The organism is Streptomyces sp. NPDC051569 (assembly GCF_044454085.1).
In the GTDB taxonomy this organism is placed as follows: Bacteria; Actinomycetota; Actinomycetes; order Streptomycetales; family Streptomycetaceae; genus Streptomyces.
The window spans coordinates 95,059-120,938 of the sequence record NZ_JBITDJ010000016.1; the positions used below are offsets into that span (position 1 = coordinate 95,059).

Here is a 25,880-nt window from a genome sequence, read left to right on the forward strand (position 1 = left end):
GACCGTTCACCCTATCCGGTGCGTCCGTACGGTTCAGGGGTACGCCAGCGCCTGAACGGCCGGTCCAGCGTGTACTTTCCGTCGGGGCCGAGCCGCAGGGTGCGTGTCTCCGCGTTCTCCGGGTTCGACAGCGATTCGAATTCCGCGACGGACCAGTGGAACCAGCGCATACAGAACAGCCGCATGGTCAGGCCATGGGTCACCAGCAGCACGTTCGGCGGGTGATCGGGCGCCTCGAAACTCCGGTAGAGGGATTCCAGGAACGCTCCGACCCGGTCGTACACATCGGCACCCGACTCGCCCTGCGCGAAGCGGTAGAAGAAGTGCCCGTACGCGTCGCGCCAGGCCCGTTGCAGCCGTACGTCGTCGCGGTCCTGCCAGTTCCCCCAGTCCTGCTCGCGCAGCCGGGGCTCCTCCCGCACCCGCACCCGTGCCGGATCGAGGGCGAACGCGCTCAGTGTCTCGTGGGTGCGGCGGTACGGCGACACATAGACGCTCACCGGCTCCCGGCCGAACAGCGCGCGCAGCCGCACGCCGGTCTCCTCGGCCTGCCGCCGGCCGGTCTCGGTGAGCCTCAGGGCATGGTCGGGCTGACGCTCGTACACGGTGTCGTCGGCGTTTCCCGCCGACTCGCCGTGCCGGACCAGGACGATGCGCCGCGGTCGTGCCATGTCACGACCATAGATCGGTCCGGATCAGCCCGTCATACCGTCCAGGACGGTTCGAGGTCGACGACGTCGCCCGCCAGGGCCGCCACGTCCGCGGCCGTCTGGGCGCGCAGGGTCAGCCGCTCCACGCGTTCGTCCCGGTACTTTCCGTGTTCGCCCGCCGACTGCCACATGGACAGCACGATGAACTCATGCCCGGGCGCCTCCCCGAACAGTCCGCGCACCATCCCGGGCGAACCCGCCATCGCCGGGTTCCACACCTTCTCCTGCATCAGCGCGAAGTGCTCGACCCGCTCCTCATGGACCGTGCAGTGCGCGACCCGGACCACGTCCGCGTCGGTGAAGCGCGGCTCGAAACCGGTCTTCACATCGAAGCGGTGGTCGAACAGCTTGGCCTGGAGGTCCTTGTACGTCCCCGACTGCGCGGCCGCCAGCCGGTCGTGCGAGCGCGCCATGAACGAGTCGTAGAACGCCCGGCTCTCCCAGAACGCGACGACATGGGCCACGCCCGGCCTGCTCCTGCTCCATCCCCCGCCCTGCCCCCGGAAACCCGGCTCACCGAGCAACCCCGCCCATTTCCGCTGCCCGCGCTCAAAACCCCGACGATCGGTCACGGTGCAGCGAATCCACTTGACCAGCACCGCGCCATCGTACGGGGCGCGGCGCGTCACCGGTCGTCGTCCGGGCGACTATGTCCCTCAGCATCCCGCACAGGGCCGACACTCCACCATGGTGCGGCGAGTATCGGCCAAGATGGCGTCAACTGGACTTCCCGCCCGGCGCGTTGTCGGCACCGCGGACTAGCCTTACGTCGAAGGCCGAGGACCCGGCCCGGTTCGGAGAGGGGGCAGACCGGTGAGCAGTCTCAACAGAGGAGTGGCGAAGATCGGGGTCACGCTCAAGTGGGACCCGAGTCCCCTGGGTGAGCCCGCACACGATCTCGATCTGGTCGCGGCGACCTACACGTCGGCCGCCCCCACCGGGGACCCCGACTACCTGGTCTATTTCGGCAGCCGGTCGCCGGACGGCACGATCACCCTGGAGCGGGAGAGCAGGACGGGCCAGGGCTTCGGCTCCGACGAGGAGATGACGCTGGAGCTGGACCGGATGGGGACGGCCTACGTCCGCGTCCTGGTGGGCGTGGCCATTCAGCAGCGTGACGGACGCAGGACGTTCGGCGACATAGCGAGCCCCGAGATCCAGTTCCAGGAGGGATACACGGAGCTCGCGGAGTACGACTTCGCCGATGTCGCCGGCTCCACGGCGGCGACGGTCGCCGAGTTCACCCGGGACGCCTCGGGGGCCTGGCAGTTCCGTACGTCCGTCCGCGGCTTCGACACGGACCCGCAGTCCTTCGGCGCCCTGATGGGCCGCGCCTGATCCGGGGACCGCTCGTCCCGCGGGGCCCTACCGCGCGAGGCCCGCGGTAGGGCCCCGCGCGAACACCCCACGCACAAGGCACGCGCGGAGACACGCGCGGAGGCACGCGAAAATCCCCGCGCACAGCCCCGAGGGGCGGCGAGCCCATCGGCCCGCCGCCCCTCGGAGCGTGCGACTGATCACCGCGCCACGGCTCAGCTGCAGCCGCTGGTGGAACCGCATCCCTCGCAGATGTAGCAGGATCCGGCGCGCTGCATCTTCGTACCGCACGAGAAGCAGAGCGGGGCGTCGGCGCTGATACCGAGCTGCATCTCGACCAGCTCGGCCGAGCTGCGCGCTTCCTTCAGCGCGGGGGCCACGACCGCGGCCGCCTGGGGCGCGACCGGGGAGACCACAGCCGGGGCCTCGGTCCGGCGCGGTGCGGACTGCGCCAGGATCTCGACGTCCAGGTCGTCATCGTCCAGGGACTGCTCGTACGAACCGGTTTCCAGGTGACGCTGGCGTTCCTCGGCCGAGTGGATGCCGAGGGCCGAGCGGGTCTCGAAGGGCAGGAAGTCCAGAGCGAGACGGCGGAAGATGTAGTCGACGATCGACTGCGCGATCCGTACGTCCGGGTCGTCCGTCATGCCGGCCGGCTCGAAGCGCATGTTGGTGAACTTGGAGACGTACGTCTCCAGCGGCACGCCGTACTGCAGACCGACCGATACGGCGATCGAGAAGGCGTCCATCATCCCGGCGAGGGTGGATCCCTGCTTGGACATCTTCAGGAAGACCTCGCCGAGACCGTCATCGGGGTAGGAGTTGGCGGTCATGTAGCCCTCGGCACCGCCCACCGTGAAGGAGGTGGTGAGGCCGGGACGGCCCTTCGGGAGGCGCTTGCGGACCGGGCGGTACTCGATGACCTTCTCCACCGCCTGGCGGATGGTGTCCTCGGCCTTCTCCGCGACCTTCTCTTCCTTCTTCTTGGCGGAGAGCGGCTGACCGACCTTGCAGTTGTCGCGGTAGATCGCGAGGGCCTTGATGCCCATCTTCCAGGCCTCGAAGTAGACCTCTTCGACGTCCTCGACGGTCGCGGCCTCCGGGAGGTTCACCGTCTTGGACAGCGCGCCCGAGATCCACGGCTGGATGGCCGCCATCATGCGGACGTGGCCCATGGCGGAGATGGAGCGCTCGCCCATGGCGCAGTCGAAGACCTCGTAGTGCTCGGTCTTCAGACCGGGCGCGTCGATCACGTTGCCGTGCTCGGCGATGTGGGCGACGACCGCCTCGATCTGCTCGGGGTGGTAGCCGAGGCGGCGCAGCGCCTGCGGGACGGTGCCGTTGACGATCTGCATCGATCCGCCGCCGACCAGCTTCTTGAACTTGACCAGGGCGAGGTCGGGCTCCAGGCCGGTGGTGTCGCAGGACATCGCGAGACCGATGGTGCCGGTGGGCGCGATGACCGACGCCTGGGCGTTGCGGAAGCCGTTCTTCTCGCCGAGGCGGAGAACGTCCTGCCAGGCCTCCGTGGCGGCGGCCCAGACGGGCTTGTCCAGGTCGTCCACGTGGACGGCCACGCTGTTGGCGTCGGCGTGCTGCTTCATGACCCGCTTGTGCGGCTCGGCGTTGAGGGCGAAGCCGTCGTACGGGCCGACGACCGCGGCCAGCTCGGCGGAGCGCCGGTAGGCGGTGCCCGTCATCAGCGAGGTGACGGCGCCGGCGAGCGCGCGGCCTCCGTCCGAGTCGTACGCGTGGCCCGTGGCCATCAGCAGGGCGCCGAGGTTGGCGTAGCCGATGCCGAGCTGGCGGAACGCGCGGGTGTTCTCACCGATCTTCCGCGTCGGGAAGTCCGCGAAGCAGATGGAGATGTCCATCGCGGTGATGACCAGCTCGACGACCTTCGCGAAGCGCTCGGACTCGAAGGACTGGTTGCCCTCGCCGTCGTCCTTGAGGAACTTCATGAGGTTCAGCGAGGCCAGGTTGCAGGACGTGTTGTCCAGGTGCATGTACTCACTGCACGGGTTCGAGCCGTTGATCCGGCCGGACTCGGGCGAGGTGTGCCAGTGGTTGATCGTGTCGTCGTACTGGATGCCCGGGTCGGCACACGCCCACGCCGCCTCGGCCATCTTGCGGAAGAGGGACTTGGCCTCGACCTCTTCGATGACCTCACCGGTCATCCGGGCGCGCAGTCCGAACTTGCCGCCGGTCTCGACGGCCTTCATGAACTCATCGTTCACCCGGACCGAGTTGTTGGCGTTCTGGTACTGGACGGACGTGATGTCGTCGCCGCCCAGGTCCATGTCGAAGCCCGCGTCGCGCAGGGCGCGGATCTTCTCCTCTTCCTTGACCTTGGTCTCGATGAAGTCCTCGATGTCGGGGTGGTCGACGTCGAGGATGACCATCTTGGCCGCACGGCGCGTGGCGCCACCGGACTTGATCGTTCCGGCGGAGGCGTCGGCGCCGCGCATGAAGGAGACCGGTCCGGAGGCGTTGCCTCCGGAGGAGAGCAGTTCCTTGGAGGAGCGGATCCGCGAGAGGTTCAGGCCGGCGCCGGAGCCGCCCTTGAAGATCATCCCCTCTTCCTTGTACCAGTCGAGGATCGAGTCCATGGAGTCGTCGACGGACAGGATGAAGCAGGCGGAGACCTGCTGGGGCTGGGGCGTGCCGACGTTGAACCAGACCGGCGAGTTGAAGCTGAAGACCTGGTGCAGGAGGGCGTAGGCCAGCTCGTGCTCGAAGATCTCGGCGTCGGCGGGCGAGGAGAAGTACTGATAGTCCTCGCCGGCCTTGCGGTACGTCTTCACGATCCGGTCGATGAGCTGCTTCAGCCCGGTCTCGCGCTGCGGGGAGCCGACGGCCCCGCGGAAGTACTTGCTGGTGACGATGTTGACCGCGTTCAGCGACCAGAAGTCGGGGAACTCGACGCCACGCTGCTCGAAGTTGACCGAGCCGTCGCGCCAATTGGTCATGACGACGTCACGGCGTTCCCACGCCACCTCGTCGTACGGATGCACGCCGGGTGTCGTGTGGATGCGCTCGATACGCAGGCCCTTGCCGGACTTCGTTCCCCTGGTGCGGGAACCCCGTGCCGAGCCGCTCGCCGTCTCTGTCATGCCGCCTCCCATATACGTACAAAAACGCCTAAAAGTGCCACGTTCTTCCCCTGGCACGGCGCGTGTGTCTGACACCTCGGGCGCCGCGAAAGGGCGCCCGGGGCAGGTATGTGTGGTGCCGCGGAGCGGCCGGTGAAAGCCGGCCGGTCAGTCCGCGGCGGTGGCGGGCACGGGGACCTCGTGGGTCTCTCCGGCGCCGCTCCGATCGGTGAGAGGTCGTCGGCGCAGCTCCGCGACGGCGGCCTCGAAGTCTTCCAGTGAATCGAACGCCCGGTACACGGACGCGAAACGCAGGTACGCGACGAGGTCGAGCTCCTGCAACGGGCCGAGTATGGCCAGCCCCACATCGTGGGTGGTCAATTCGGCACTCCCGGTGGCACGCACCGCCTCCTCGACCCGCTGGCCGAGCTTGGCGAGGGCGTCTTCGGTGACCGGCCGCCCCTGGCACGCCTTGCGCACACCGGAGATGACCTTCGTACGGCTGAAGGGTTCGGTCACACCACTGCGCTTGATAACCATCAGCGAGGCCGTCTCCACCGTCGTGAAACGGCGGGAGCAGTCGGGGCACTGGCGGCGGCGTCGGATCGACGTCCCGTCGTCGGTGGTGCGACTGTCGACAACACGGCTGTCGGGGTGCCTGCAGAAGGGGCAGTGCATGGTCCGACCCTCCTTCACAGTGTGACTGAATGGCCTCGTCAGGGCCCGGAAAGAGCCCCTCGAAGCAACCCCAAGCATAGGGGATGGCCTGGGCCTCGAATGACCCGGGACCACAACCTCTGGGTGGCCACGAAAATCCAACCACTAGATCTTGGGTTTATCCGCACTCCGCCGCCCCGCGCGTGTCGCGCACGGGAAGGCTTGCGACGGCGCCTTGGGGGCGGCGGGCGGGCGTACGGAAAGGGGGCCGAAGGGCTCGGCGGTCCGGCTCGCGGGCCGCTCGGTGGAGACTCGCCACCATCCAGGACGCCGATGGCGCCGGGCCGAGGCACCGATGACGCGAGAGACCGACCGGACGACGAGGCCGGTGAGACCGACGGGACAACGGGACGACGGGACCGACAACGCCGACGACACGGAACCGGCCGATAGCGTGAGGGGTGGGAATTCGCCGACGCCCATGAACCACGTCCATACACCGCGTCAGACATTCACGTCGGACTCTCGTCGATTTTTCACTCGAACGTGTGTTTGGCGCAACCTTTCGAAAGCTACTACCGTTGTCCAGCTAGGGAGACCAATTCGAGAGGGGCCCGACGTGACCACCACCGCAGACAGTGCCACCATCACTGCCCAGGATCGCTCCCAAAGCCGACTCGAGCCGGTGCATGCCATGAATGACTCAGTCACGAATCCGGAGGGCCCCAAGCCCAACCGCGCACTGCCCGGACGCCCTCCGGGAATCAGGGCGGACAGCTCCGGACTCACGGACCGGCAGCGCAGGGTCATCGAGGTCATCAGGGATTCCGTGCAGCGCCGTGGATATCCGCCCTCCATGCGGGAGATCGGCCAGGCCGTGGGCCTGTCCAGCACCTCGTCGGTCGCCCATCAGCTGATGGCTCTGGAGCGCAAGGGCTTCCTGCGCCGGGACCCGCACCGGCCGAGGGCCTACGAGGTACGCGGCTCCGACCAGCCGAGCACCCAGCAGACGGACACGACCGGCAAGCCCGCCGCCTCCTACGTCCCGCTGGTCGGCCGGATCGCGGCCGGCGGACCGATCCTCGCGGAAGAGTCCGTCGAGGATGTCTTCCCGCTCCCCCGCCAGCTGGTGGGCGACGGGGAGCTCTTCCTCCTGAAGGTCGTCGGCGACTCCATGATCGAAGCCGCGATCTGCGACGGCGACTGGGTGACGGTCCGCCGCCAGCCCGTCGCGGAGAACGGCGACATCGTGGCCGCGATGCTCGACGGCGAGGCGACGGTCAAGCGCTTCCGGCGCGAGGACGGCCATGTCTGGCTGCTCCCGCACAACGCCGCCTACCAACCCATCCCCGGCGACGAGGCGACGATCCTCGGCAAGGTGGTGGCGGTCCTGCGCCGGGTGTGACACCTCCACCGGCTCCGACCGGGCCCCGGGACCTCTGCGCCGGTCCCGGGGCCCATTGTTTTGCGGGGCAACGCTGTGCGCGAAGGTTGCGCGGGAAAGCTGTGCGGGGAAGCTGTGCGGGTCAAGGTTTTCGCGGGTCGAGCCCCCACCCGCCGCTCGCGCGGAGCCGGCCACCCGCCGGTGGTGGCCGGTCGATCGACGGGTGCGACTACCGGCCGTCGGCTCTGGCGGATTCGTCGATCGCCGCGAGAGACCGTCGTACCTGGTTACGGTCCGTCGTGTACCAGAAGTCCGGCAGGGAGGCCCGCAGGAAGCTGCCGTAGCGGGCATTGGCCAACCTCGGGTCGAGTACGGCCACCACACCCCGGTCGCCGCTCGCCCGGACGAGCCGGCCGGCCCCCTGGGCCATCAGCAAAGCCGCGTGCGTCGCGGCCACCGCCATGAAGCCATTGCCACCGGCCTCCTCCACCGCCTTCTGGCGCGCGCTCATCAGCGGATCGTCCGGACGCGGGAACGGAATCCGGTCCATCACCACGAGCTGCGAACTCGGCCCCGGCACATCGACGCCCTGCCACAGCGAGAGCGTGCCGAACAGACACGTCTTCGGATCAGCGGCGAAAGCCTTGATCAATTCGCCCAGCGTCTCCTCACCCTGGAGCAGGATCGGGGCGTCCAGTCTGCCGCGCAGCTCCTCGGCGGCGGCCTGGGCGGCCCGCATCGAGGAGAACAGGCCGAGCGTACGGCCACCGGCCGCCTCCACCAGCTCGGCCAGCTCATCCATCATGTCGCCGCGGGATCCCTCCCGGCCGGGCGTCGCCAGATGGCGGGCGACGTAGAGGATGCCCTGCTGGGGATAGTCGAACGGCGAGCCGACATCGATGCCCTTCCACTGCGGGACGTCGTCGCCCTCCGTGCCTTCCGGCGCCAGACCCAGCGAGGCGCCCACACCGTTGAAGTCACCGCCCAGCTTGAGCGTGGCGGAGGTGAGGACGACGGAGCGGTCGGTGAAGAGCTTCTCCCGCAGCAGCCCGGACACGGAGAGCGGGGCGACCCGCAGCGACGCGCCGAACCGGTCGTGCCGTTCGTACCAGACCACGTCCCACTCGGAGCCGTTGGCGATCCGCTCGGCCACCCCGTGGATGGACTCGACGGAGGCCAGCGCCTGCTTGCGCACGACATCCTCGTCCTGGAGGGACTTGTCCCGGGTGGAGCCCAGGGCCGAGATGACCGTACGCGCCGCGTCGCGCAGCGCCATCAGGGCATAGCCGAGGTCCTCGGGAATCTCCACGAGCCGCCCGGGTAGGGCCAGCTCCATCAGCCGCTCAAAGGTCTCGGCGGCGGTCTGCAGGGCGTCCGCGGCCTTCTCGTTGACCAGCTTGGCCGATCGGCGCACCGCCCGGTTGACCTGGCCCGAGGTCAGCTCACCGGTGGCTACCCCGGTCACCCTGGAGACCAGCTCATGGGCCTCGTCGACGATCAGCACCTCGTGTGACGGAAGCACCGGGGCGCCCTGGATCGCGTCGATCGCGAGCAGCGCGTGGTTGGTCACGACGACATCGGCGAGCTTGGCACGCTCCCGCGCCTGCTCGGCGAAGCATTCGGCGCCGTACGCGCACTTCGTCGCCCCCAGGCACTCCCGCGACGAGACGGAGACCTGGGACCACGCGCGGTCGGAGACCCCGGGCGTGAGGTCGTCGCGGTCACCGGTCTCGGTGTCGTCCGCCCAGTCCCGCATCCGCAGCAGGTCCTGGCCCAGCTTGCTGGTGGGCGCTGCCGCCTCGAACTGGTCGAACAGACCGTCCTCCTCGTCCTGCGGCATGCCCTCGTGCAGCCGGTGCAGGCAGAGGTAGTTCGAGCGGCCCTTGAGCATGGCGAACTCGGGGCGCCGGCGCAGCAGGGGATGCAGGGCGTCGACCGTACGCGGAAGGTCGCGCTCCACCAGCTGGCGCTGGAGCGCCAGGGTCGCCGTGGCGACCACGACCCGCTCTCCGTGGGCCAGGGCCGGCACCAGGTAGCCGAGCGACTTACCGGTGCCGGTGCCGGCCTGGACCAGCAGATGGGACGGGGCGTCGATGGCTTCGGCGACGGCCTCGGCCATGGTGACCTGGCCTGGCCGTTCCACACCGCCCACCGAGGTGACGGCGGCGTGGAGGAGCTCGGGAAGTGATGGCTTCGTCATAGCCCGACCACCCTACGGGGCGCCACTGACAACAGCGGTCACTCGCTCGGCCGCCAGGAGGCCAGCGGGTTGGGAACCGTACCGTGCACGGCGGCGTGCGGCCGTTCGGGGCGGTCGCGGTAGCCGTCGAGATGGAGGCGGTTGCGGTTGAGGCAGAGGCGCTCGATATGCGGTGTGAACAGGTCGAACGTCTCGAACCGCTCCTTGGACTCGGGAAAGCGCGCCTGATAGCGCAGGATTTCCGCCCGTACGAGGGACCAGAACTCCTCCTCCGGAACATCCAGCTGTTCCTGGCAGAGCGGCGCCAGGAATCGGAAGACGCCGACGAAGAGCCCGGAATGGATGAACTGGGTGAGAAAGGCCGGCTCCTCGGTGAGGAGGGTGTCCTTCACGTCCCTGGGCATGGTGTCGTGCTCGGGCAGCGGCTGGGCGCTCAGGTTGACGTCGTCGACGAAGTCCTTGATCGCGAGCCGTACGGGCACGTCGTGGTCGTCGAAGACGACGATGGCGTTCTCTCCGTGCGGGGAGAAGACGGTCCCGTAGCGGTAGAGGAAGTGCAGCAGGGGCGGCAGAAGGGCCGAGAAGAGGCGCCGGAGCCACCTGTCCGCGGTGAGCCCGGAACGGGCCACGAGTTCGGCGGTGAACGCCCGCCCCTGAGGATCCGTGGAGAGCAGGGAGGCGAGGGTACGGGCGCGTTCCCCGGGGGCGAGCGCGGCCGGGAGGGGCTCGCGCCAGATCGCGCCGAGCAGTTCCTTGTACTGGTAGGGCACCTCGGGCAGGTGATCGTAGAGGGGGTGCCCGACGGTCACGGAGGCGACCTCACCGAGCAGGATCACCCGGCATTCGTCCCGCAGGAACGGGTCCGCGTCGCGCAGGGCATGCACCCACGCGGTGACGGCGGGCGCCGCGAGGGTGCGTTCGGTCGGGAGTCCGCGCCATACGAGGGTGTTCAGGATCGACAGCGGCAGTTTGACCGTGTGCCGGTCCGGCCGTCCTACGTTGAGGAACGTGCGGATCGACTGTTGCGGCAGCCGGAGATCACCGTCCGCGGGGAGGGGGACGATCGCTCCGCCGGCTATGGCCGGGGCGTAGAGCGGCAGCAGCACCTCGTCCCACTGCCAGGGGTGTACGGGCAGGTAGAGGTAGCCGGCGGGGTCGAGGCCCCGGTCACGGAGCACGGCGTCGAAGCGCTCGCGGACGGAGGCGTCCAGTTCGAGGGCGTAGAGCCGGTCCGGCGTGTCGAGGGCCGGGACGCCTCGGTACGTGGCGAGGGAGGTACTGACCGCGATCCAGGGGAGCCGGGCCGGCGTGCGGGCCTCGGGGGACCAGCGGGCGGCATCCGTACCGGAGAAGCCGTTTCTTCCCTTGTTCAGGACGATCCACGGATGACCGGTCTGGTGGCCTTCGAGTTCGGCGTAGTCGAGGTCGGCGAGGTGTGCCGAGCTGAGGGCCGAGTGGTCGAGCCGGGCGTCGGCGGCGAGGGTGGTGGTGAGTTCCCGCAGGAGATGGCCGAGGGTGCCGCCGTCGAGTGCCAGCAGGTGCCGGGCGCGCAGCAGGAAACGCAGGGGGTCGGTGAACGGCTCGTCCTGGCACTCGACGGAGCCGGGTTCGACGCGCCAGCCGCTGTACGCGCCTCGCGTGGCCCGGAAGGTGAGCGTCCCGCCGTCGTCGAGCGTCAGGGCGTAGTGGCCTTCGGCGGGTCCTGGGACCGGCTCGATGATCCCCTCGTACGCGAATTCTCCGAGCATCTTGGCGAGGAGGCGACCGGCTGCCCGGTCCCAGGACCGCGGGTTCAGCTCGGGCGGCGAGAAGAGGGCGGCCGGCTCGGCGGCGCCGGTGCGGACGGTGGAGTCGGGGGCGGTGGAGTCGGGGGCGATGGAGTCATGGGCGATGGAGTCATGGGCGGCTATGGACTTCGGCACGGGGACTCCTCAGAAGGGAACCGATGCGGCTCGAGCGGTGTACAGAGGGTGATGAAGATTCACAGCAGCTCGCGCAGGGCGCGTTCACGGATCATCAGGGCGGCTCGTTTGCCGGGCAGGTCGACCTCGGCCGAGAAGCGGAAGCCGGCGCTGAGAAAGGCGGCGACGGAGGGGGTGTTACGGAGATCGGGTTCGGCGATGACCCGCCCGCAGCGGGGACGATGGTCGAGGACGAGGTCGGAGACGGCTCCGAGGAGAGCGGTGCCGACGCCCCGGCCGCGGTCGGCGACGCCTCCGACGAGGAGGTGGATCCCGGTGTCGTGCGGGCGCGCGGGGTAATGGCGCGCGAGCGGATCGAGGTCCGCCCGGTAGATCTCCCAGTAGCTCATGGGGACGCCGGCGAGCACGCCGAGACAGGGCACGCTGCGTCCGTCGCCGTCGAGCTGGGGGCGCAGATGGGCGGAGGTGACACTTCCCGGACCGGCCAGCTCCCAGAAGGCGGCGACGGCGGGGTCGTTCATCCAGCGGGTGATCAGTGCCAGATCACGTTCGACGCGTACGGGAACGAGCTGGAAGACACCGAAGGAGGTGGTCACCGGCCCCCAGCCACCAGGGGTGTCGAGGAGGTCACCGGGCGGGGCGTCGTCGGCCGGCGGCTCACCGGCCGGCAGGCCGCCCTCGGTGAACATGGCCTTGAGCTCCTCGGAGAGCCGTAGATCAAGGGTGTCCTCGGTGCCCTCGCCGATCTGCGGGGTGGGGCCGGTTCCGGTGTCGGCGCTCGCGTCGGTGGGAGGCACGGTGGCGCTCTCCTCTCAGCAGTTCGGACGGTCGTGTGCGGTCAGGGGCGGAGGGGGTTGGCGATCGTGACGTAGACGGACTGGGTGTCGACGGGGCCGACGAGTTCGTCGAGGCCGTGCAGCCGGGTGAGCAGGTTGGCCTTGCAGCGCAGGGTGGGGGCTTCCAGGAGATGCCGGGACAGCGGCGAGCCGAGTGGGGCCGTGCCGGAGAGGAACTGACGCAGGGCGGCGAGGAGAACGCGTTCGTCGGCGAGGCTCTGGGCGCCGAAGGCGCCGATCAGGCCGAAGATGTTGTTGATGCCGAGGTAGTAGGCGAAGCGCTCGTCGGTGACCTTGTCGGAGACGAAGGTGTCACTGGCCGAACCGATGCCGGGGAGGCGGCGTTCCAGCGCGGAGCGGTGGGATTCGCGGAAGTAGTAGCCCTGGTTGTCCCGGTAGCGCCCGCCGACGGGCCAGCCGTCGGTGTCGAGAAGCACCAGCGTGTTCTGCTGGTGCGCCTCCAGCGCGATGCCCGCGGTGCCGTCCAGCCAGAGCACCGGCCGTACGACCTGGTCGAGATAGCGCAGAAACCACTCGGCGGCCACCGCCCCGGTGGACCTGCCGGTACGGGCCGCGAGTCCGGTGACGATCCCGGCCAGGCGCGAGTGGCTGCCGGGGCCACCCGGGCCGGGCCGTGGCGAGGTCAGTGCGGCGATGCAGACGGCGTCGTCGCCGGGGCCGAACGGGTTGTGGCGCACCAGGACGTCGAGGCCGCCCACGGCTTCGCCGTCCTGGGTGTCCACGGCGAGCCAGGCGGGGTCGCGGATGATGTCGAAGCCCGGATGGGCGGCGTTCCATTCCTTGCCGAGGCCGCTCCGCAGCAACCGGTGGACCTCGACGCCCCGGTGGAGTTCCTTGCGGAGGTTCTCCCGCCGGGAGTTGGTGATGCGGACGCCGAGGGAGAGCTTGAGCATGGCGGCGGCACCGGGCCGGTGCACCGTGCGGATCGACGACGTGGGGTACCAGGCGGCTCCGTGGGGCCCGAGGTCGTGGAGGAGCCCCGCATCGAGGAGCTCGGCGACGGCGGGACGGTGCTTCAGTTCGCGGGCCTGCCAGGGGTGGAGGGGCAGCGGGACGGTGTGGCGGGGAAGGGAAAGGTCGCCGAGGAGGCGGGCCGTGAGCTGTTCGGCGGGCAGGACACGGCCCTGCTCGGTCCAGGCCGAGTCGGCGGTGAGTACGGACCGGTCGACGGCCATCCAGTGCAGCGGGAAGGAGCCGCGCAACTCGGGTGAGTAGAGCCGCCCTTCGGCCTCGGAGAGCCCTTCCCGGCTCTTGGGCGTGGGATGGAGGGGGTGGCCGAGGAGCAGCGACTGCTCAGCGGTGAGGAACAGGTCCGCTTCGGGGGCCGGTCCGGGGTGGCGGCGCCGGTCGGCGAGGAAGTCCGCCGTGTGGCCGACCGAGTTGGCGACGCGGCCGACCAGATCGGCGCCCTGGTAGCGGCCCGACTCACGGCCGATGAGCGCGGCGACGGTGACGGCTTCGGCGGCGGGGGCGTCCTGGGGCGCGTTCTCCAGGAACGGCATCCCGAAGCGGTGCCAGCCCGTCGCGGACCAGTAGCGCACCGGGACGAGGAGCGCGGTGCCGCTGGCGTCGAGCGGGATCCGCAGCACCTGGCCGTCGGGGCGGGACACGTTGTTCTCCCTGACCCAGCAGCGCAGCAGATTCTCGACGGTCGCCGCGTCGGCCGCCTTGTGCGGGTCGGGGTGATCGAGGTGATCGGCCGCCGGGAGGGTAGCCGGGCCCCCGGCGGGCGGGTGTGGTGCCCCGAAGCCGCCCCCCGACTGCCGTGGCACTGTCGCCGATTCGGCGGTACGGGTGCCGTGCGCCGGGATCTTCCCCGGCTCGCGGGCGGCAGGAAGGCTGTCGGTCTCGGGCACTTCGGGTGCGGGAGTGGGGTTCACGGAGGGCTTCCTTGTGGGGTGGTCAGGGGTCAGCACGACGAGCCGGTCTCTTCTCCGCGAAGGGCGGCACGCTCGGCGGCGGCCAGCGCGTCGGCGAACCGGTCGAGAACGGCCACGGCCTGTTCGTCGGTGAGCGTGAGCGGAGGGAGCAGCCGTACGACAGCGCTCTGACGTCCGCCGAGTTCGACGATGAGGCCGCGGTCGAGGCATTCCCGCCGGACCGCGGCGGCGAGGGCGGAGGCCGGCGGGGCCGGGTCGCCGGCCTCCGGATCGACGAGTTCCACGCCGATCATGAGGCCGCGGCCTCGTACGTCCCCGATGCACGGATGATGCACGGCGAGGCCCTGGAGCTGGCCGAGCATACGGGCGCCGAGGATCGCGGCGCGGTCGGCGAGCCGGTTCTCGCGTACGTAAGCGAGGGTGGCCGCGCCCGCCGCCATCGCCAGCTGGTTGCCCCGGAAGGTGCCCGCGTGGGCGCCGGGTTCCCATTGGTCGAGGTCCGCGTGGTAGACGATCACCGCCAGCGGCAGGGAGCCGCCGATGGCCTTGGAGAGCACCATGACGTCAGGAGTGATCCCGCTGTGCTGCACGGCCCAGAAGGTACCGGTCCGTCCCACTCCTGTCTGCACCTCGTCGGCGATGAGTGGGATGGACCGTTCGGCGGTGATACGGCGCATGGCGCGCAGCCAGGTGTCAGGGGCCGGGATCACCCCGCCTTCGCCCTGCACGGGTTCGAGGATCATGCCTGCGGGGGCGGGCAGTCCGCCCTTGGGGTCGTCGAGCAGGTTCTCGGTCCAGCGAGCGGCGAGTTCGGCGCCGCGTTCCCCACCGATACCGAAGGGACAGCGGTAGTCGTACGGGTAGGGCAGTCGGGTCACCCGTACGTCCGGGGCGCCTCCGGAGGCGGCGAGGGCTCCGGCGGTCATCCCGTGGTAGGCGCCGGTGAAGGCGAGCAGCCCGTCGCGGCCGGTGGCGATGCGGACGAGTTTCAGGGCGGCCTCGACCGCGTCCGTGCCCGCGGGCCCGCAGAACTGCACCCTCGCGTTCTTGGCGAACTCCGGTGGCAGGGTGGCGAAGAGCTCGCTGGTGAAGGCGTCCTTGACGGGGGTGGCGAGGTCGAGCACGTGCAGCGGGGCACCCGAGTCGAGGACCTTTCTGATCGCCTCCAGCACCACCGGGTGGTTGTGGCCGAGGGCCAGGGTGCCCGCCCCGGAGAGGCAGTCGAGGTAGCGCCGCCCGTCCGCCCCTTCGATCGTCAGGCCCCGGGCGCGCACCGGCACGATGGGCAGTGACCTCGCGTACGTCCGGGCCGCCGATTCGCGCAGCGCCTGACGCCGGAGAATGCCCTCGTGAGCGACGGTCGCCGCCGCCGGTGCTGGTTCGGTCACGGCCACGGCTGATCGGTCCTCCGGCTGTCCCAGTGCGGTTGCGTGTCAGTACGTACGGCGCTCACCCGCCGGATGTTCGACGGTGACCGCTGGTGTGTCCCCCGTACATACCAACGACGCCGGACACGGGGGATCACGGGTTCGTCGGAAGATCCTTGTGGCGCGGAACCACGGCCCTGCCGTGCGCCGTCCGTATCGGCAACGGCATAGTTGAGGGCCGCGCCCCGGCTCGGGCACCGCGGCCGGGTGCCCCATCGGCTCCTTCCACCACGGCAACTGTTTCCGCGTCAGTTCCGGAGCCGGTCGCGCCGTCCGTTCCGCCATCCGTTCAGCAGTCCGTTCGCCTCGCGGTCCGTTCCACCGTTCCGCGACGCGTTCCGACGTCCGTCCCGAAGTCCCAGGGAGATCACGCCATGCGACCCATTCGCCCGATGTCCACCGCACGCCGTGGGGCGAGCGCGCGGCACGGAATGTCCTCCGCCCTCGGCGCGGCCTCGATAGCCGTGGCCCTCGCGCTGACGGCGACCGCCTGTGCTCCCGGCGAGGACAACGCGTCCGACCAGCCGGATCAGAGCGCCGGCAGCTCGTCCGACGGCAGGATCAAGATCCCTGACGATCTCAAGGAGCGCCTCAAGGAGCGCGGGATCGACATGGACAAGTGGCGGGGCGGCGAATGGAAGAACTGGGACCGGGCCACCTGGCTGCGTGAGGCCAGGGACTTCGTCAACCCGATCATCCAGGGTCTGTGGGACGCGGACCGGATGCGGGACGCCGAGGGACCCCAGCACCCCGTCGAGGAGCAGGACATCTCGGGCGACGCGGGGGTCACCGACCCGACGCCGCGGCCGGTCGGGGCACGAGCCGTGAAGACGCCGTACGGCGACAGCGCGCCGGAGGCGGGCAAGCTGTTCTTCGACGGTCCCGAGGGTTCGATGGTGTGCTCGGCGACCGTGGTCAAGGACCCGGCGCACCCCGGCAAGTCCAACATGGTGTGGACCGCCGGCCATTGCGTGCACGCCGGCAGGACCGGCGGCTGGTACCGGAACATCGCCTTCGCTCCGTCGTACAACAACGACGGTCTGTCGACGACCGAGTTGGGCAGCGCCGGCAAGGAGCAGGTCACGCCGCACGGGATGTGGTGGGCCGACTGGGCCCAGACCTCCGAGCAGTGGATGGCGGAGGGCGCGTCGACCGGCGGCGCGGGCGCTCCGTACGACTTCGCGGTCATCCATGTCACCCCGGAGAAGGGCGGCACCGGCACATCGCTGGAGGAGACGGTCGGCGCGGCCCTGCCGGTGGACTTCAACGCTCCGGCCACCGCGGACATCGCGGGCATGACCGCGAGCGGCTACCCGGCGACGGGGCCGTTCGACGGCCAGAAGCTCTACCAGTGCCAGGACAAGCCGGGCCGGCTGTCACTCGACGCCGATGCCCCGACGATGTACCGGCTCGGCTGCACCATGACCGGCGGCGCGTCCGGCGGTGGCTGGGTCGCGATCGGCCAGGACCGCAGGCCCGCGCTGGTGTCCAACACCTCCATCGGGCCGGCGGACGCCGGCTGGCTGGCCGGTCCGCGCCTCGGCGATGTGGCCAAGGGCGTCTACGACATGGTCAGCGAGAAGTTCGCGGGCCGGTAGGGCCCGGTCCACGGGCTCCGCGACTCATCACGGCGTACGGCGAAGGCCCGTCCTCCTCCCTGGATGTCAGGGGGGAGGACGGGCCTTCGCCGTCAGGCCGGTCCGCTGTCGTACGACGCGTCCTCTGTCGTACGACAGCGTCCTCACGATCAGCCGGGGCGTGCCCGCCCGACGGGAGCGGTCAGCGCGCCACCGGTACGTACGGGGCGAGCGCGGCGGCCAGTTCCTCGTGGACGCGTGCCCTGAGCGCGGTGCCCTCCGGGGTGTGTTCCTCGGACAGCACCTCACCGTCGGCGTGCACCCGCGAGACCAGTCCGCCCTGTGTGTACGGCAGGAGCACCTCGACCTCGACCTCGGGCCTGGGCAGCTCGGCGTCGATGAGTGAGAGCAGCTCGGCGATGCCCTGTCCGGTGCGCGCCGAGACGGCGATCGCGTACCGCTCCATCCGCAGCAGCCGCTGGAGGACCAGCGGGTCCGCCGCGTCCGCCTTGTTGATCACGACGATCTCGCGGACGTCCACGGCGCCCACGTCGCGGATGACCTCGCGCACGGCGGCCAGCTGCTCCTCCGGCGCCGGATGCGAGCCGTCCACCACGTGCAGGATCAGGTCGGAGTCACCGACCTCCTCCATCGTCGAGCGGAACGCCTCGACGAGGTGGTGCGGCAGGTGCCGGACGAATCCGACCGTGTCGGCCAGGGTGTACAGGCGGCCGCTCGGGGTCTCGGCCCGGCGCACGGTCGGGTCCAGGGTGGCGAACAGCGCGTTCTCCACCAGGACGCCCGCGCCGGTGAGGCGGTTGAGCAGCGACGACTTCCCGGCGTTGGTGTACCCGGCGATCGCGACCGAGGGCACCTTGTGGCGCCGTCGCTCCTGCCGCTTGATGTCGCGGCCGGTCTTCATCTCCGCGATCTCCCGGCGCATCTTCGCCATCTTCTCGCGGATCCGGCGCCGGTCCGTCTCGATCTTGGTCTCACCGGGGCCGCGGGTGGCCATGCCGCCACCACCGCCGCCACCCATCTGCCGGGACAGCGACTGACCCCAGCCGCGCAGCCTCGGCAGCATGTACTGCATCTGTGCCAGCGCGACCTGCGCCTTGCCCTCGCGGGACTTGGCGTGCTGGGCGAAGATGTCCAGGATCAGGGCGGTCCTGTCGACCACCTTGACCTTGACGACGTCTTCGAGATGGATCAGCTGGCCGGGGCTGAGCTCACCGTCGGTGACGACGGTGTCCGCGCCGGTCTCCAGCACGATGTCCCGCAGCTCCTGGGCCTTGCCGGAACCGATGTACGTGGCCGGGTCGGGCTTGTCACGGCGCTGGATCACACCGTCGAGAACCAGCGCGCCCGCCGTCTCGGCGAGCGCGGCCAGCTCCGCGAGGGAGTTGTCCGCGTCGTGCACGGTCCCGGAGGTCCAGACGCCGACCAGCACGACGCGCTCCAGGCGCAGCTGGCGGTACTCGACCTCGGTGACGTCTTCCAGCTCGGTGGAGAGCCCCGCCACGCGCCTCAGGGCGGCGCGCTCGGAGCGGTCGAACTGCTCGCCGTCCCGCTCTCCGTCGATCTCGTGGCTCCAGGCGACGTCCTCTTCCATCAGGGCATCGGCCCGAAGGCTGTCCGTGCGGGGGTCCGCGAAGTTCTGCGCGTCCTGAGAAGGGGAAGAAGAGGAGGTCATTGGATCCTTACGTCGAAGAAAAGCCGGTCACGGAGAAGTCCGTGCCCGTATGGCAGTCACAACGTGTGACCGTCGGGATTGATTCCCCGGTCGCCGTGCCGACCCGTCGATGGTGGCACGGTTCGGCGCGGCCGTCACTCCGGTTTCGCACCCTGTTCCGGGCGCTGTCCGGGCACCGGAGCGGCGGCCGGGCCCGCCGCTCCGTGACCCGGGCGGCTCTCGGGGGCCTTGGGCGAGGCCCCCACGCGCCAGTCGGGGTGGCCGGGCATCGGCGGGGTCTTCCGCTCGTACAGCCACGCCTGGAAGAAGGCGGACAGGTCACGCCCGGCGATCCGCGACGCCAGCGCGGTGAAGTCCGCCGTGGTCGCCGTCCCGTCCCGGTGGTCGCGTACCCATTCCCGCTCCAGCAGCCGGAAGGAGCCGTCGCCGATCTCCTCCCGCAGCGCGTAGAGCACCAGAGCGCTGCCGTCGTACACCACCGGCCGGAACAGGCTGATCGGGTGTCCCGGCGTCGGGGGCTCGGGCGCGGCCGGCGGGCCGCCGGCCGCGCGCCAGTTGTCGGACTGCCGGTAGGCGTCCCGCATCCGCGTTTCCATCGACTTGTCGCCGTGTTCCTGCGCGTACCGGGCCTCGTACCAGCTCGCGTGCCCTTCGTTGAGCCAGAGGTCGGACCAGGTGCGCGGTGAGACGCTGTCGCCGAACCACTGGTGGGCCAACTCGTGGACCATGACCGAGTCGACGTACCACTCGGGATACTCGGTGCGCGTGAACAGGGACCGCTCGAAGAGCGAGAGCGTCTGCGTCTCCAGTTCGAAGCCCGTGTTCGCGCCGGCGATCAGCACGCCGTACGTCTCGAAGGGGTACGGGCCGACCTGCTGCTCCATCCACCGCATCTGGTCCGGTGTCTTCTTGAGCCAGGGTTCCAGTTTCGCGCGGTCGGCCGCCGGCACGACGTCCCGTACGGGCTTCCCGTCCGGCCCGTCGCGGTGGATCACGGCGGAGGTGCCGATGGAGACCTGGGCGAGTTCGGTGGCCATGGGGTGGCGGGTGCGGTAGACCCAGGTGGTGGCTCCGCCGCTGCGGGTCTCCGCCTCGGGCTGCCCGTTGGCCACGGCCGTCAGCCCGGCGGGCACGGTGACACGGAAGGTGAAATACGCCTTGTCGGCCGGGTGGTCGTTGCCCGGGAAGACCCGGTGTGCCGCGTCGGCCTGATTCGCCATCACCAGCCCGTCGGATGTCCGCACCCAGCCGCCGTCGTCACCGTTCGGGTCGCTGGTGTGGCTGACGGTGATCCGCATCCGCGAGCCGGCCTCGACCGCCTCGGCCGGGGTCACCACCAGATCCTCGCCGGCGGTCGCGAACACCGCCGGAGCCCCGTTGACCTCGACCGAGCGGACCTCGCCCTGGGTGAAGTCGAGATTGATCCGCTCCAGGCGCTCGGTCGCCAGCGCGTTGATCTTGGTGATGGCGTCCAGCGGCTTGGTGTTGTCACCGTGATAGGTGAAGTCCAGGTCGTAGGTGATGACGTCGTAGCCGGGATTGCCCAGCTGCGGGAAGAGCGGGTCGCCGATGCCGAGAGGCGCGGGCGCGGGCAGGGTCGCGGCGACGAGAGTGACCGATGCTGCGGCCAGCAGGGCGGCGCGCAGTCGGCGGGAGGTGAGCAGCATGCACCACCGCTACCAGCGGCGGCCCGGTGGACCACGACGGCGCGCTCCGCGCCCACCCGAAAGGGGCAGGCGGGGCGCCGGCTGGCCCGCCGGATGCCGAACACCGGCGCGTTGACGGACACCGGTTCCCCACGGTCGCGAGCCGGCCCTCAGGCGGTGGCCCGATGGTGGGCGCGGCTCACGTCGTACACGCCCGGTACGTCACGCATCGCGCGGATCAGGCCGGGCAGGCCCGCCGCGTCGGGCAGTTCCAGCGTGTACGTGTGCCGTACGCGCTGCTCGTCGGGCGGTTCCACGCTGGCCGACACGACGGCGGCGCCCGCCGTCGCGATGGCGTCGGTGAGTTCGGCGAGCAGTCGGGGACGGCCGAAGGACTCGGCGTACAGCGTGACCCGGCAGCCGGGCGCGTCTCCCCAGCTCACCGCTACCGGCGACCGGCCGAGGGCCCGCATCCGGTCCACCGCGGGACAGGCCTGCCGGTGCACGGTGACGGCGCCGCCGCGGACCGGGAAGCCGGTGACCTCGTCGGGCGGGACGGGCGTACAGCAGCCGGCCATCCGCACCGTCGCGCCGGGCAGGTCCACCAGGGCGTTGGCGGCGCCGCGCCGGTCCGCGCTGACGGTGAGGGGCTTACGGGGCGTGGCGGCGGGGAGCCCCACGGTTTCCGGGTGCGCCGCGAGCCATCCGGTGATCGCGATCCGGGCGGCGGGTGTACGGGCGTGGTCGAGCCACTCGGGCGAGGGCCCGGAGGCCGCGTCCTGGGCCAGGAGGAGCTGGACCGTGTCGCCGTCGCCGAGAACCGTGCTCAGCGTCGCGAGACGGCCGTTGACGCGCGCCCCGAGGCAGCTGTGGGCCGCCGCGCCGTACTGCGCGTACGCCGCGTCCACGCAGGTCGCCCCGGCCGGCAGGCCGAGCATGCCGCCCTCGGCCCGGAAGACGGTGATCTCCCGGTCCTGGGCGAGGTCCGCGCGCAGCGTCGTCCAGAAGGTGTCCGGGTCGGGAGCGGCCTCCTGCCATTCCAGGAGGCGGGAGAGCCAGCCGGGCCTGGTCGGGTCGGCGCGCTCGCCGTCCGCCGGTTCCGCCACGTCGACCGACGCGTAGGGGTTGCCGAGGGCGACGACCCCGGCTTCGGCGACCTTGTGCATCTGGTGCGTACGGATGAGGACTTCGGCGACCGCGCCGTCCGGGCCGGCGACCGCCGTGTGCAGCGACTGGTACAGGTTGAATTTGGGGGCGGCGATGAAATCCTTGAACTCGGAGATCACCGGTGTGAAGCAGGTGTGCAGCTCCCCCAGGACGCCGTAGCAGTCCGCGTCCTCACCGACCAGCACCAGCAGCCTGCCGAAGTCGGTGCCGCGCAGCTCGCCGCGTTTGAGTCTGGAACGGTGCACGGAGACGAAGTGCCGTGGCCTGACGAGGACTTCAGCGGCGATTCCCGCCTCGCGCAGCACCCGCCTGACGTCCTCGGAGATGGCCGCGAGGGCGTCGCCGGCGGTGGCGTTGTCAGCGATCAGGGCGCGGGTGTGCGCGTACTCCTCGGGATGCAGGATCGCGAAGACCAGGTCCTCCAGCTCGGTCTTGAGCGCCTGCACGCCGAGCCGTTCGGCGAGGGGGATGAGGACATCGCGGGTGACCTTGGCGATGCGGGCCTGCTTCTCGGGGCGCATCACGCCGAGGGTGCGCATGTTGTGCAGCCGGTCGGCCAGCTTGATCGACATCACACGGACGTCGTTGCCGGTGGCGACGAGCATCTTGCGGAAGGTCTCCGGCTCGGCCGCGGCGCCGTAGTCGACCTTTTCCAGTTTGGTCACACCGTCGACCAGATAGCAGACCTCCGCGCCGAACTCCGCACCCACTTGATCGAGCGTCACCTCGGTGTCCTCGACCGTGTCGTGGAGGAGGGAGGCCGTCAAGGTGGTGGTCTCGGCGCCCAGTTCGGCGAGGATCAGGGTCACGGCCAGCGGGTGGGTGATGTACGGCTCCCCGCTCTTGCGGTACTGGCCCCGGTGCGAGACCTCTGCCAGGACGTACGCCTTGTGCAGTACGGCCAGGTCGGCATCGGGGTAGTGGGCGCGGTGGGCGTCCGCTACATGGCCGATGGCGTCCGGCAGCCGGTCCCGGGAGGCGGGGCCGAGCAGAGCGGCTCTGCCGATCCTGCGGAGGTCGATCCGGGGAAGGCCGCGTCTGCGACTGTGGGCACCAGGGCTGGTGGCCTCTGCACTCATGGGGCGCCTCCGGCAGCATCGACCGGCGGTGGATGAGCGGGAGCGCCCTCCGGGCCGGTGCTTGATGCTATCGAGCCCACCACGTGGAGCAGTCCAGCTCCCGCCCAGCGTGAAACGGATCACCCATTCGAGCGAATCCAGGCGACTTTCCGGCACGGCCGTGTCGAACGCCGGGCGACGACCGCGACGCCGGGCGGCGGTGCTACGCGTCGGGCAGGGCCAAGGCCGTTTCGAGCAGGGCCGGATCGATGTGCCCCTCGGCGACGATCACGGCGGGGCCGGTCATCTCGATCCCGCCGTCGGGGCGTTCCGTGATGACCAGCCGGCCGCCGGGGAGATCGACGGTGTAGGTGACGGGAGTTCCGGTCAGGGCGGGGTCGGCTCCGTCCCTGCGGGCCGCGGCGACGGCCACGGCGCAGGCGCCCGTGCCGCAGGAGCGGGTCTCACCGGAGCCGCGTTCGTGGACGCGCATGGCGACATGGCGCGGGCCCCGGTCGACGACGAATTCGACGTTCACCCCGTCGGGGTAGACGGACGCGGGGGCGAACGGCGGTTCGGTGCGGAGCTCCCCGGCGTGCGCCAGGTCCTCGACGAACGCGACCGCGTGCGGATTGCCCATGTTGACGTTACGGGCGCTCCAGTCGCGGCCTCCGACGCTGACCGTCACGCCGTCCTCGGGAAGGACGGCGCTCCCCATGTGGACGGTGATGTCACCGTCCTTGGCGACGTGCACCTTCTTCACGCCGCCCCGGGTGGCGACGGTCAGGTCGCCCTCCTCCACGTGACCGGCGCGCTGGAGATAGCGGGCGAAGACACGTACGCCGTTGCCGCACATCTCGGCGATGGATCCGTCTGCGTTGCGGTAGTCCATGAACCACGCGGCCTCACCGGCCATGGCGCGCGCCTCGGGGTGCGCCGCGGACCGTACGACGTGCAGGAGCCCGTCGCCGCCGATGCCGGCCCGGCGGTCGCAGAGGGCGGCGACGGCCCGGGCGGACAGGTCGACGGCGTTGTCCGGGTCGGGGACGATCACGAAGTCGTTCTCGGTCCCGTGGCCCTTGAGGAAGGCGATCGGCGCGGTCTGCGAGGTACTCACGTGGTCCATCGTACGAGCAGGGACCGACAGAGGCCCCGGCCGGCCTCCGGGGACCCGCGCGGCCGACCCGGGCATCCGGGCCGGCGCGGGCCTCCGGGGGACCCGCGCGGTCAGCGCAGTCTGGCGACCCGCAGGACGGCGAGCGCGACCACGACCGCGCCCCCGATCACGTACAGGGCGATGAAGCGCCAGTCGGGGCGTTCGCCGGAGGCACGGGACGGCAGTCCCGGCCAGGTGTGGCCGACCCGGCGGGCGGCCATCATGCCCCAGCCGGCCGCGCAGCAGCTGATCAGCAGTCCCAGCATGGCGACGACCGCGCCGCCGTCGCCGGTGCCGAAAGCGAGGGGGAAGGCGAACATCAGGGAGCCCACAGCGGCAAGCGCGACGATGGGAGCGAGCTGCCAGATCCGCAGCCGGCGCTGCGGACGCAGCTCGACTTCCACCTCGGGGGCGACGGTCTCTTCTTCCGGGCCGTCAGGACTCAAGCGCGGGGCGTCTTCCTGAATGTCCGGTACCGCCGGTTCTCTGTCGCGAGGGCCGGCCTCCATCGCCACGCGCCCTCCCAAGTCGGACTCCACTGGCCGATCGATGCCCGATGGTCGACCGTTGCTCGATGATGGCACGCTCATGGGTGCCGGAATGACGGCCTGAGCGTCCCGATGCCATCACGTGATCAGGCTGTAACCGTCCGTTCGAGCAACGCCAGCGCCCGCTCAGGAAGTTCCTCACGCTCTTCCGTTCCGCCGCCCAGCCAGTGCACCCGCGGGTCCCGGCGGAACCAGGAGTCCTGGCGGCGCGCGAAGCGTTTGGTGGCGCGTACGGTCTCGGCGCGCGCCTCGTCCTCGGCGCACTCCCCCGCGAGCGCCGCGAGCACCTGCTGGTAGCCGAGCGCGCGTGAGGCGGTACGCCCCTCACGCAGCCCCCCGGCCTCCAGAGCGCGTACCTCGTCCACGAGCCCCGCGTCCCACATGCGGTCCACCCGTCGCGCGATGCGCGCGTCCAGCTCGGGGCGGGCGACGTCGACACCGATCTGGACGGTGTCGTACACCGAGTCGTGGCCGGGCAGGTTGGCGGTGAAGGGCTTGCCGGTGATCTCGATGACTTCCAGCGCCCGGACGATACGGCGGCCGTTGCTGGGCAGGATCGCCTGGCCGGCCGCGGGGTCGGCGGCGGCGAGCCGGGCGTGCAGGGCACCCGATCCGCGCAGCGTGAGTTCCGCTTCGAGCCCGGCGCGCACCTCGGGGTCCGTGCCGGGGAATTCGAGGGCGTCGATGGCCCCTCGTACATAGAGCCCCGAGCCGCCCACGAGGACGGGGGTACGGCCTGCGGCCAGCAGCCTGTCGATCTCCGCCCGGGCGAGCTTCTGGTAGTCCGCGACGCTGGCCGCCTCGGTGACCTCCCAGATGTCGAGGAGGTGGTGCGGAACACCGGCGCGCTCGTCCACCGTCAGTTTGGCGGTTCCGATGTCCATCCCGCGATACAGCTGCATGGAGTCGGCGTTGATGACCTCGCCGTCGAGCTGCTGGGCGAGATGGACGCCCAGATCGGACTTGCCGGCCGCGGTGGGACCGACGACGGCGATGACCCGCGGTGCGGGAGGTGCGCTTCTCACCGCCCCAGTCTCGCAAACTCGGCGCCCCTCGCCCGAACGGTTTTGACCATCGGCTCCGGCCGACGGGTTCGACCACCGTCGTCCGGGCGGGGCGGGATCTCACACTCACGGGTAACCTACGGGGTGAATAAGGGCGTTTCCGCATGATTTCGCCGCTTGCCCCGGCGATGAGCGCCCCCACGTACGCTGTTGATTCCTCCGAGGGAAGGTGGCCCATGGGCTTCCTGGATTCACTGAAGGCCAAGATCGGCCCGGCCAAGGACAAGGTCTCCGACCTCGCCCAACAACACGGGGACAAGATCGAGCAGGGCCTGGACAAGGCTGCCAGGGCGGTCGATCAGAAGACCAAGGGCAAGTACAGCGAGAAGATCGACACGGGGACGGGCAAGGCCAAGGACGCCTTGGGCAAGCTCGCGCAGAAGGACGACGGCGCTCCTCCGCCCCCGGCCGCTTCCTGAACCCGGCACGTCGTGGGGGCCCCCCCCGCCCGGGGGGGCCCCCCCCCCCCCCAAGAAAGAAACCCGCCCCCGGCCCCCACACCCCGGCGCCCCCCAACCCGGGCCC

Annotated in this window: 19 protein-coding genes; 4 read left to right on the plus strand and 15 right to left on the minus strand. The window is 70.5% G+C overall.

What is annotated here, in order from left to right:
- Positions 1-11: 11 nt before the first annotated feature.
- A complete protein-coding gene (locus ACIBAE_RS21850; RefSeq protein WP_399288037.1) occupies positions 12-671 on the minus strand; it encodes a histidine phosphatase family protein in 660 nt (219 codons plus the stop codon).
- Between the two features lie 32 nt (positions 672-703).
- Positions 704-1,309: a YdbC family protein gene (locus ACIBAE_RS21855; protein ID WP_399288040.1), complete on the minus strand. Its 606-nt coding sequence runs from the start codon at positions 1,307-1,309 to the stop codon at positions 704-706.
- A 214-nt stretch (positions 1,310-1,523) separates the two neighbouring features.
- On the opposite strand from ACIBAE_RS21855, the gene ACIBAE_RS21860 reads away from it, so the two are divergent.
- Positions 1,524-2,048, plus strand: coding sequence for a TerD family protein (locus ACIBAE_RS21860; protein ID WP_399288043.1), 525 nt, complete (start codon positions 1,524-1,526; stop codon positions 2,046-2,048).
- Positions 2,049-2,242: 194 nt separating this feature from the next.
- On the opposite strand, the gene ACIBAE_RS21865 is transcribed toward ACIBAE_RS21860, so the two are convergent.
- Together ACIBAE_RS21865 and nrdR are read right to left on the minus strand one after the other, a co-directional pair.
- Positions 2,243-5,140, minus strand: coding sequence for a vitamin B12-dependent ribonucleotide reductase (locus tag ACIBAE_RS21865; RefSeq protein ID WP_399288045.1), 2,898 nt, complete (start codon positions 5,138-5,140; stop codon positions 2,243-2,245).
- A 147-nt stretch (positions 5,141-5,287) separates the two neighbouring features.
- The gene (gene nrdR / locus ACIBAE_RS21870; RefSeq protein ID WP_399288048.1) at positions 5,288-5,797 is read right to left on the minus strand and encodes a transcriptional regulator NrdR; all 510 of its coding nucleotides are present in this window, start codon (positions 5,795-5,797) and stop codon (positions 5,288-5,290) included.
- A gap of 598 nt (positions 5,798-6,395) precedes the next feature.
- On the opposite strand from nrdR, the gene lexA reads away from it, so the two are divergent.
- Positions 6,396-7,181, plus strand: a complete 786-nt coding sequence (gene lexA, locus ACIBAE_RS21875; protein ID WP_399288050.1) for a transcriptional repressor LexA — start codon at positions 6,396-6,398, stop codon at positions 7,179-7,181.
- Between the two features lie 208 nt (positions 7,182-7,389).
- Here the strand turns inward: lexA and ACIBAE_RS21880 are convergent, their stop codons facing one another.
- From ACIBAE_RS21880 to ACIBAE_RS21900, 5 genes are all read right to left on the minus strand, one after another.
- Positions 7,390-9,360: an ATP-dependent DNA helicase gene (locus ACIBAE_RS21880; protein WP_399288053.1), complete on the minus strand. Its 1,971-nt coding sequence runs from the start codon at positions 9,358-9,360 to the stop codon at positions 7,390-7,392.
- A 38-nt stretch (positions 9,361-9,398) separates the two neighbouring features.
- Positions 9,399-11,237 carry an IucA/IucC family protein gene (locus ACIBAE_RS21885; RefSeq protein ID WP_399288171.1) on the minus strand — a complete coding sequence of 613 codons (1,839 nt, stop codon included), beginning with the start codon at positions 11,235-11,237 and terminating at the stop codon, positions 9,399-9,401.
- A 104-nt stretch (positions 11,238-11,341) separates the two neighbouring features.
- Positions 11,342-12,079, minus strand: a complete 738-nt coding sequence (locus ACIBAE_RS21890) for a GNAT family N-acetyltransferase (protein WP_399288056.1) — start codon at positions 12,077-12,079, stop codon at positions 11,342-11,344.
- A 41-nt stretch (positions 12,080-12,120) separates the two neighbouring features.
- The gene (locus ACIBAE_RS21895; RefSeq protein WP_399288059.1) at positions 12,121-14,019 is read right to left on the minus strand and encodes an IucA/IucC family protein; all 1,899 of its coding nucleotides are present in this window, start codon (positions 14,017-14,019) and stop codon (positions 12,121-12,123) included.
- 29 nt (positions 14,020-14,048) lie between these two features.
- Positions 14,049-15,413 carry a diaminobutyrate--2-oxoglutarate transaminase family protein gene (locus tag ACIBAE_RS21900; protein ID WP_399288061.1) on the minus strand — a complete coding sequence of 455 codons (1,365 nt, stop codon included), beginning with the start codon at positions 15,411-15,413 and terminating at the stop codon, positions 14,049-14,051.
- A 407-nt stretch (positions 15,414-15,820) separates the two neighbouring features.
- Here ACIBAE_RS21900 and ACIBAE_RS21905 point away from each other — a divergent pair, with 407 nt between their 5' ends.
- Complete coding sequence (locus tag ACIBAE_RS21905) at positions 15,821-17,044, plus strand: trypsin-like serine peptidase (protein WP_399288064.1); 1,224 nt, start codon at positions 15,821-15,823, stop codon at positions 17,042-17,044.
- A 181-nt stretch (positions 17,045-17,225) separates the two neighbouring features.
- Here ACIBAE_RS21905 and hflX read toward each other — a convergent pair whose 3' ends face one another.
- The 6 genes from hflX to miaA all read right to left on the minus strand — a co-directional run bounded on the left by hflX (position 17,226) and on the right by miaA (position 25,316).
- Positions 17,226-18,716, minus strand: coding sequence for a GTPase HflX (hflX, locus tag ACIBAE_RS21910; RefSeq protein WP_399288067.1), 1,491 nt, complete (start codon positions 18,714-18,716; stop codon positions 17,226-17,228).
- Positions 18,717-18,850: 134 nt separating this feature from the next.
- Positions 18,851-20,383 (minus strand): M1 family metallopeptidase, encoded by a 1,533-nt coding sequence (locus ACIBAE_RS21915; RefSeq protein WP_399288074.1) that lies wholly within the window; start codon positions 20,381-20,383, stop codon positions 18,851-18,853.
- A 149-nt stretch (positions 20,384-20,532) separates the two neighbouring features.
- The gene (locus ACIBAE_RS21920) at positions 20,533-22,608 is read right to left on the minus strand and encodes a RelA/SpoT family protein (RefSeq protein ID WP_399288077.1); all 2,076 of its coding nucleotides are present in this window, start codon (positions 22,606-22,608) and stop codon (positions 20,533-20,535) included.
- Positions 22,609-22,810: 202 nt separating this feature from the next.
- On the minus strand, positions 22,811-23,713 hold the full coding sequence (gene dapF, locus ACIBAE_RS21925) for a diaminopimelate epimerase (protein ID WP_399288080.1): 903 nt from the start codon (positions 23,711-23,713) through the stop codon (positions 22,811-22,813).
- Positions 23,714-23,814: 101 nt separating this feature from the next.
- Entirely contained in the window at positions 23,815-24,252 is a 438-nt protein-coding gene (locus ACIBAE_RS21930; RefSeq protein WP_399288174.1) for a hypothetical protein, read from the minus strand.
- Positions 24,253-24,377: 125 nt separating this feature from the next.
- Entirely contained in the window at positions 24,378-25,316 is a 939-nt protein-coding gene (gene miaA / locus ACIBAE_RS21935) for a tRNA (adenosine(37)-N6)-dimethylallyltransferase MiaA (RefSeq protein WP_399288083.1), read from the minus strand.
- Between the two features lie 215 nt (positions 25,317-25,531).
- On the opposite strand from miaA, the gene ACIBAE_RS21940 reads away from it, so the two are divergent.
- Positions 25,532-25,774 (plus strand): antitoxin, encoded by a 243-nt coding sequence (locus ACIBAE_RS21940; protein ID WP_399288086.1) that lies wholly within the window; start codon positions 25,532-25,534, stop codon positions 25,772-25,774.
- The last annotated feature ends 106 nt before the right edge of the window (positions 25,775-25,880 follow it).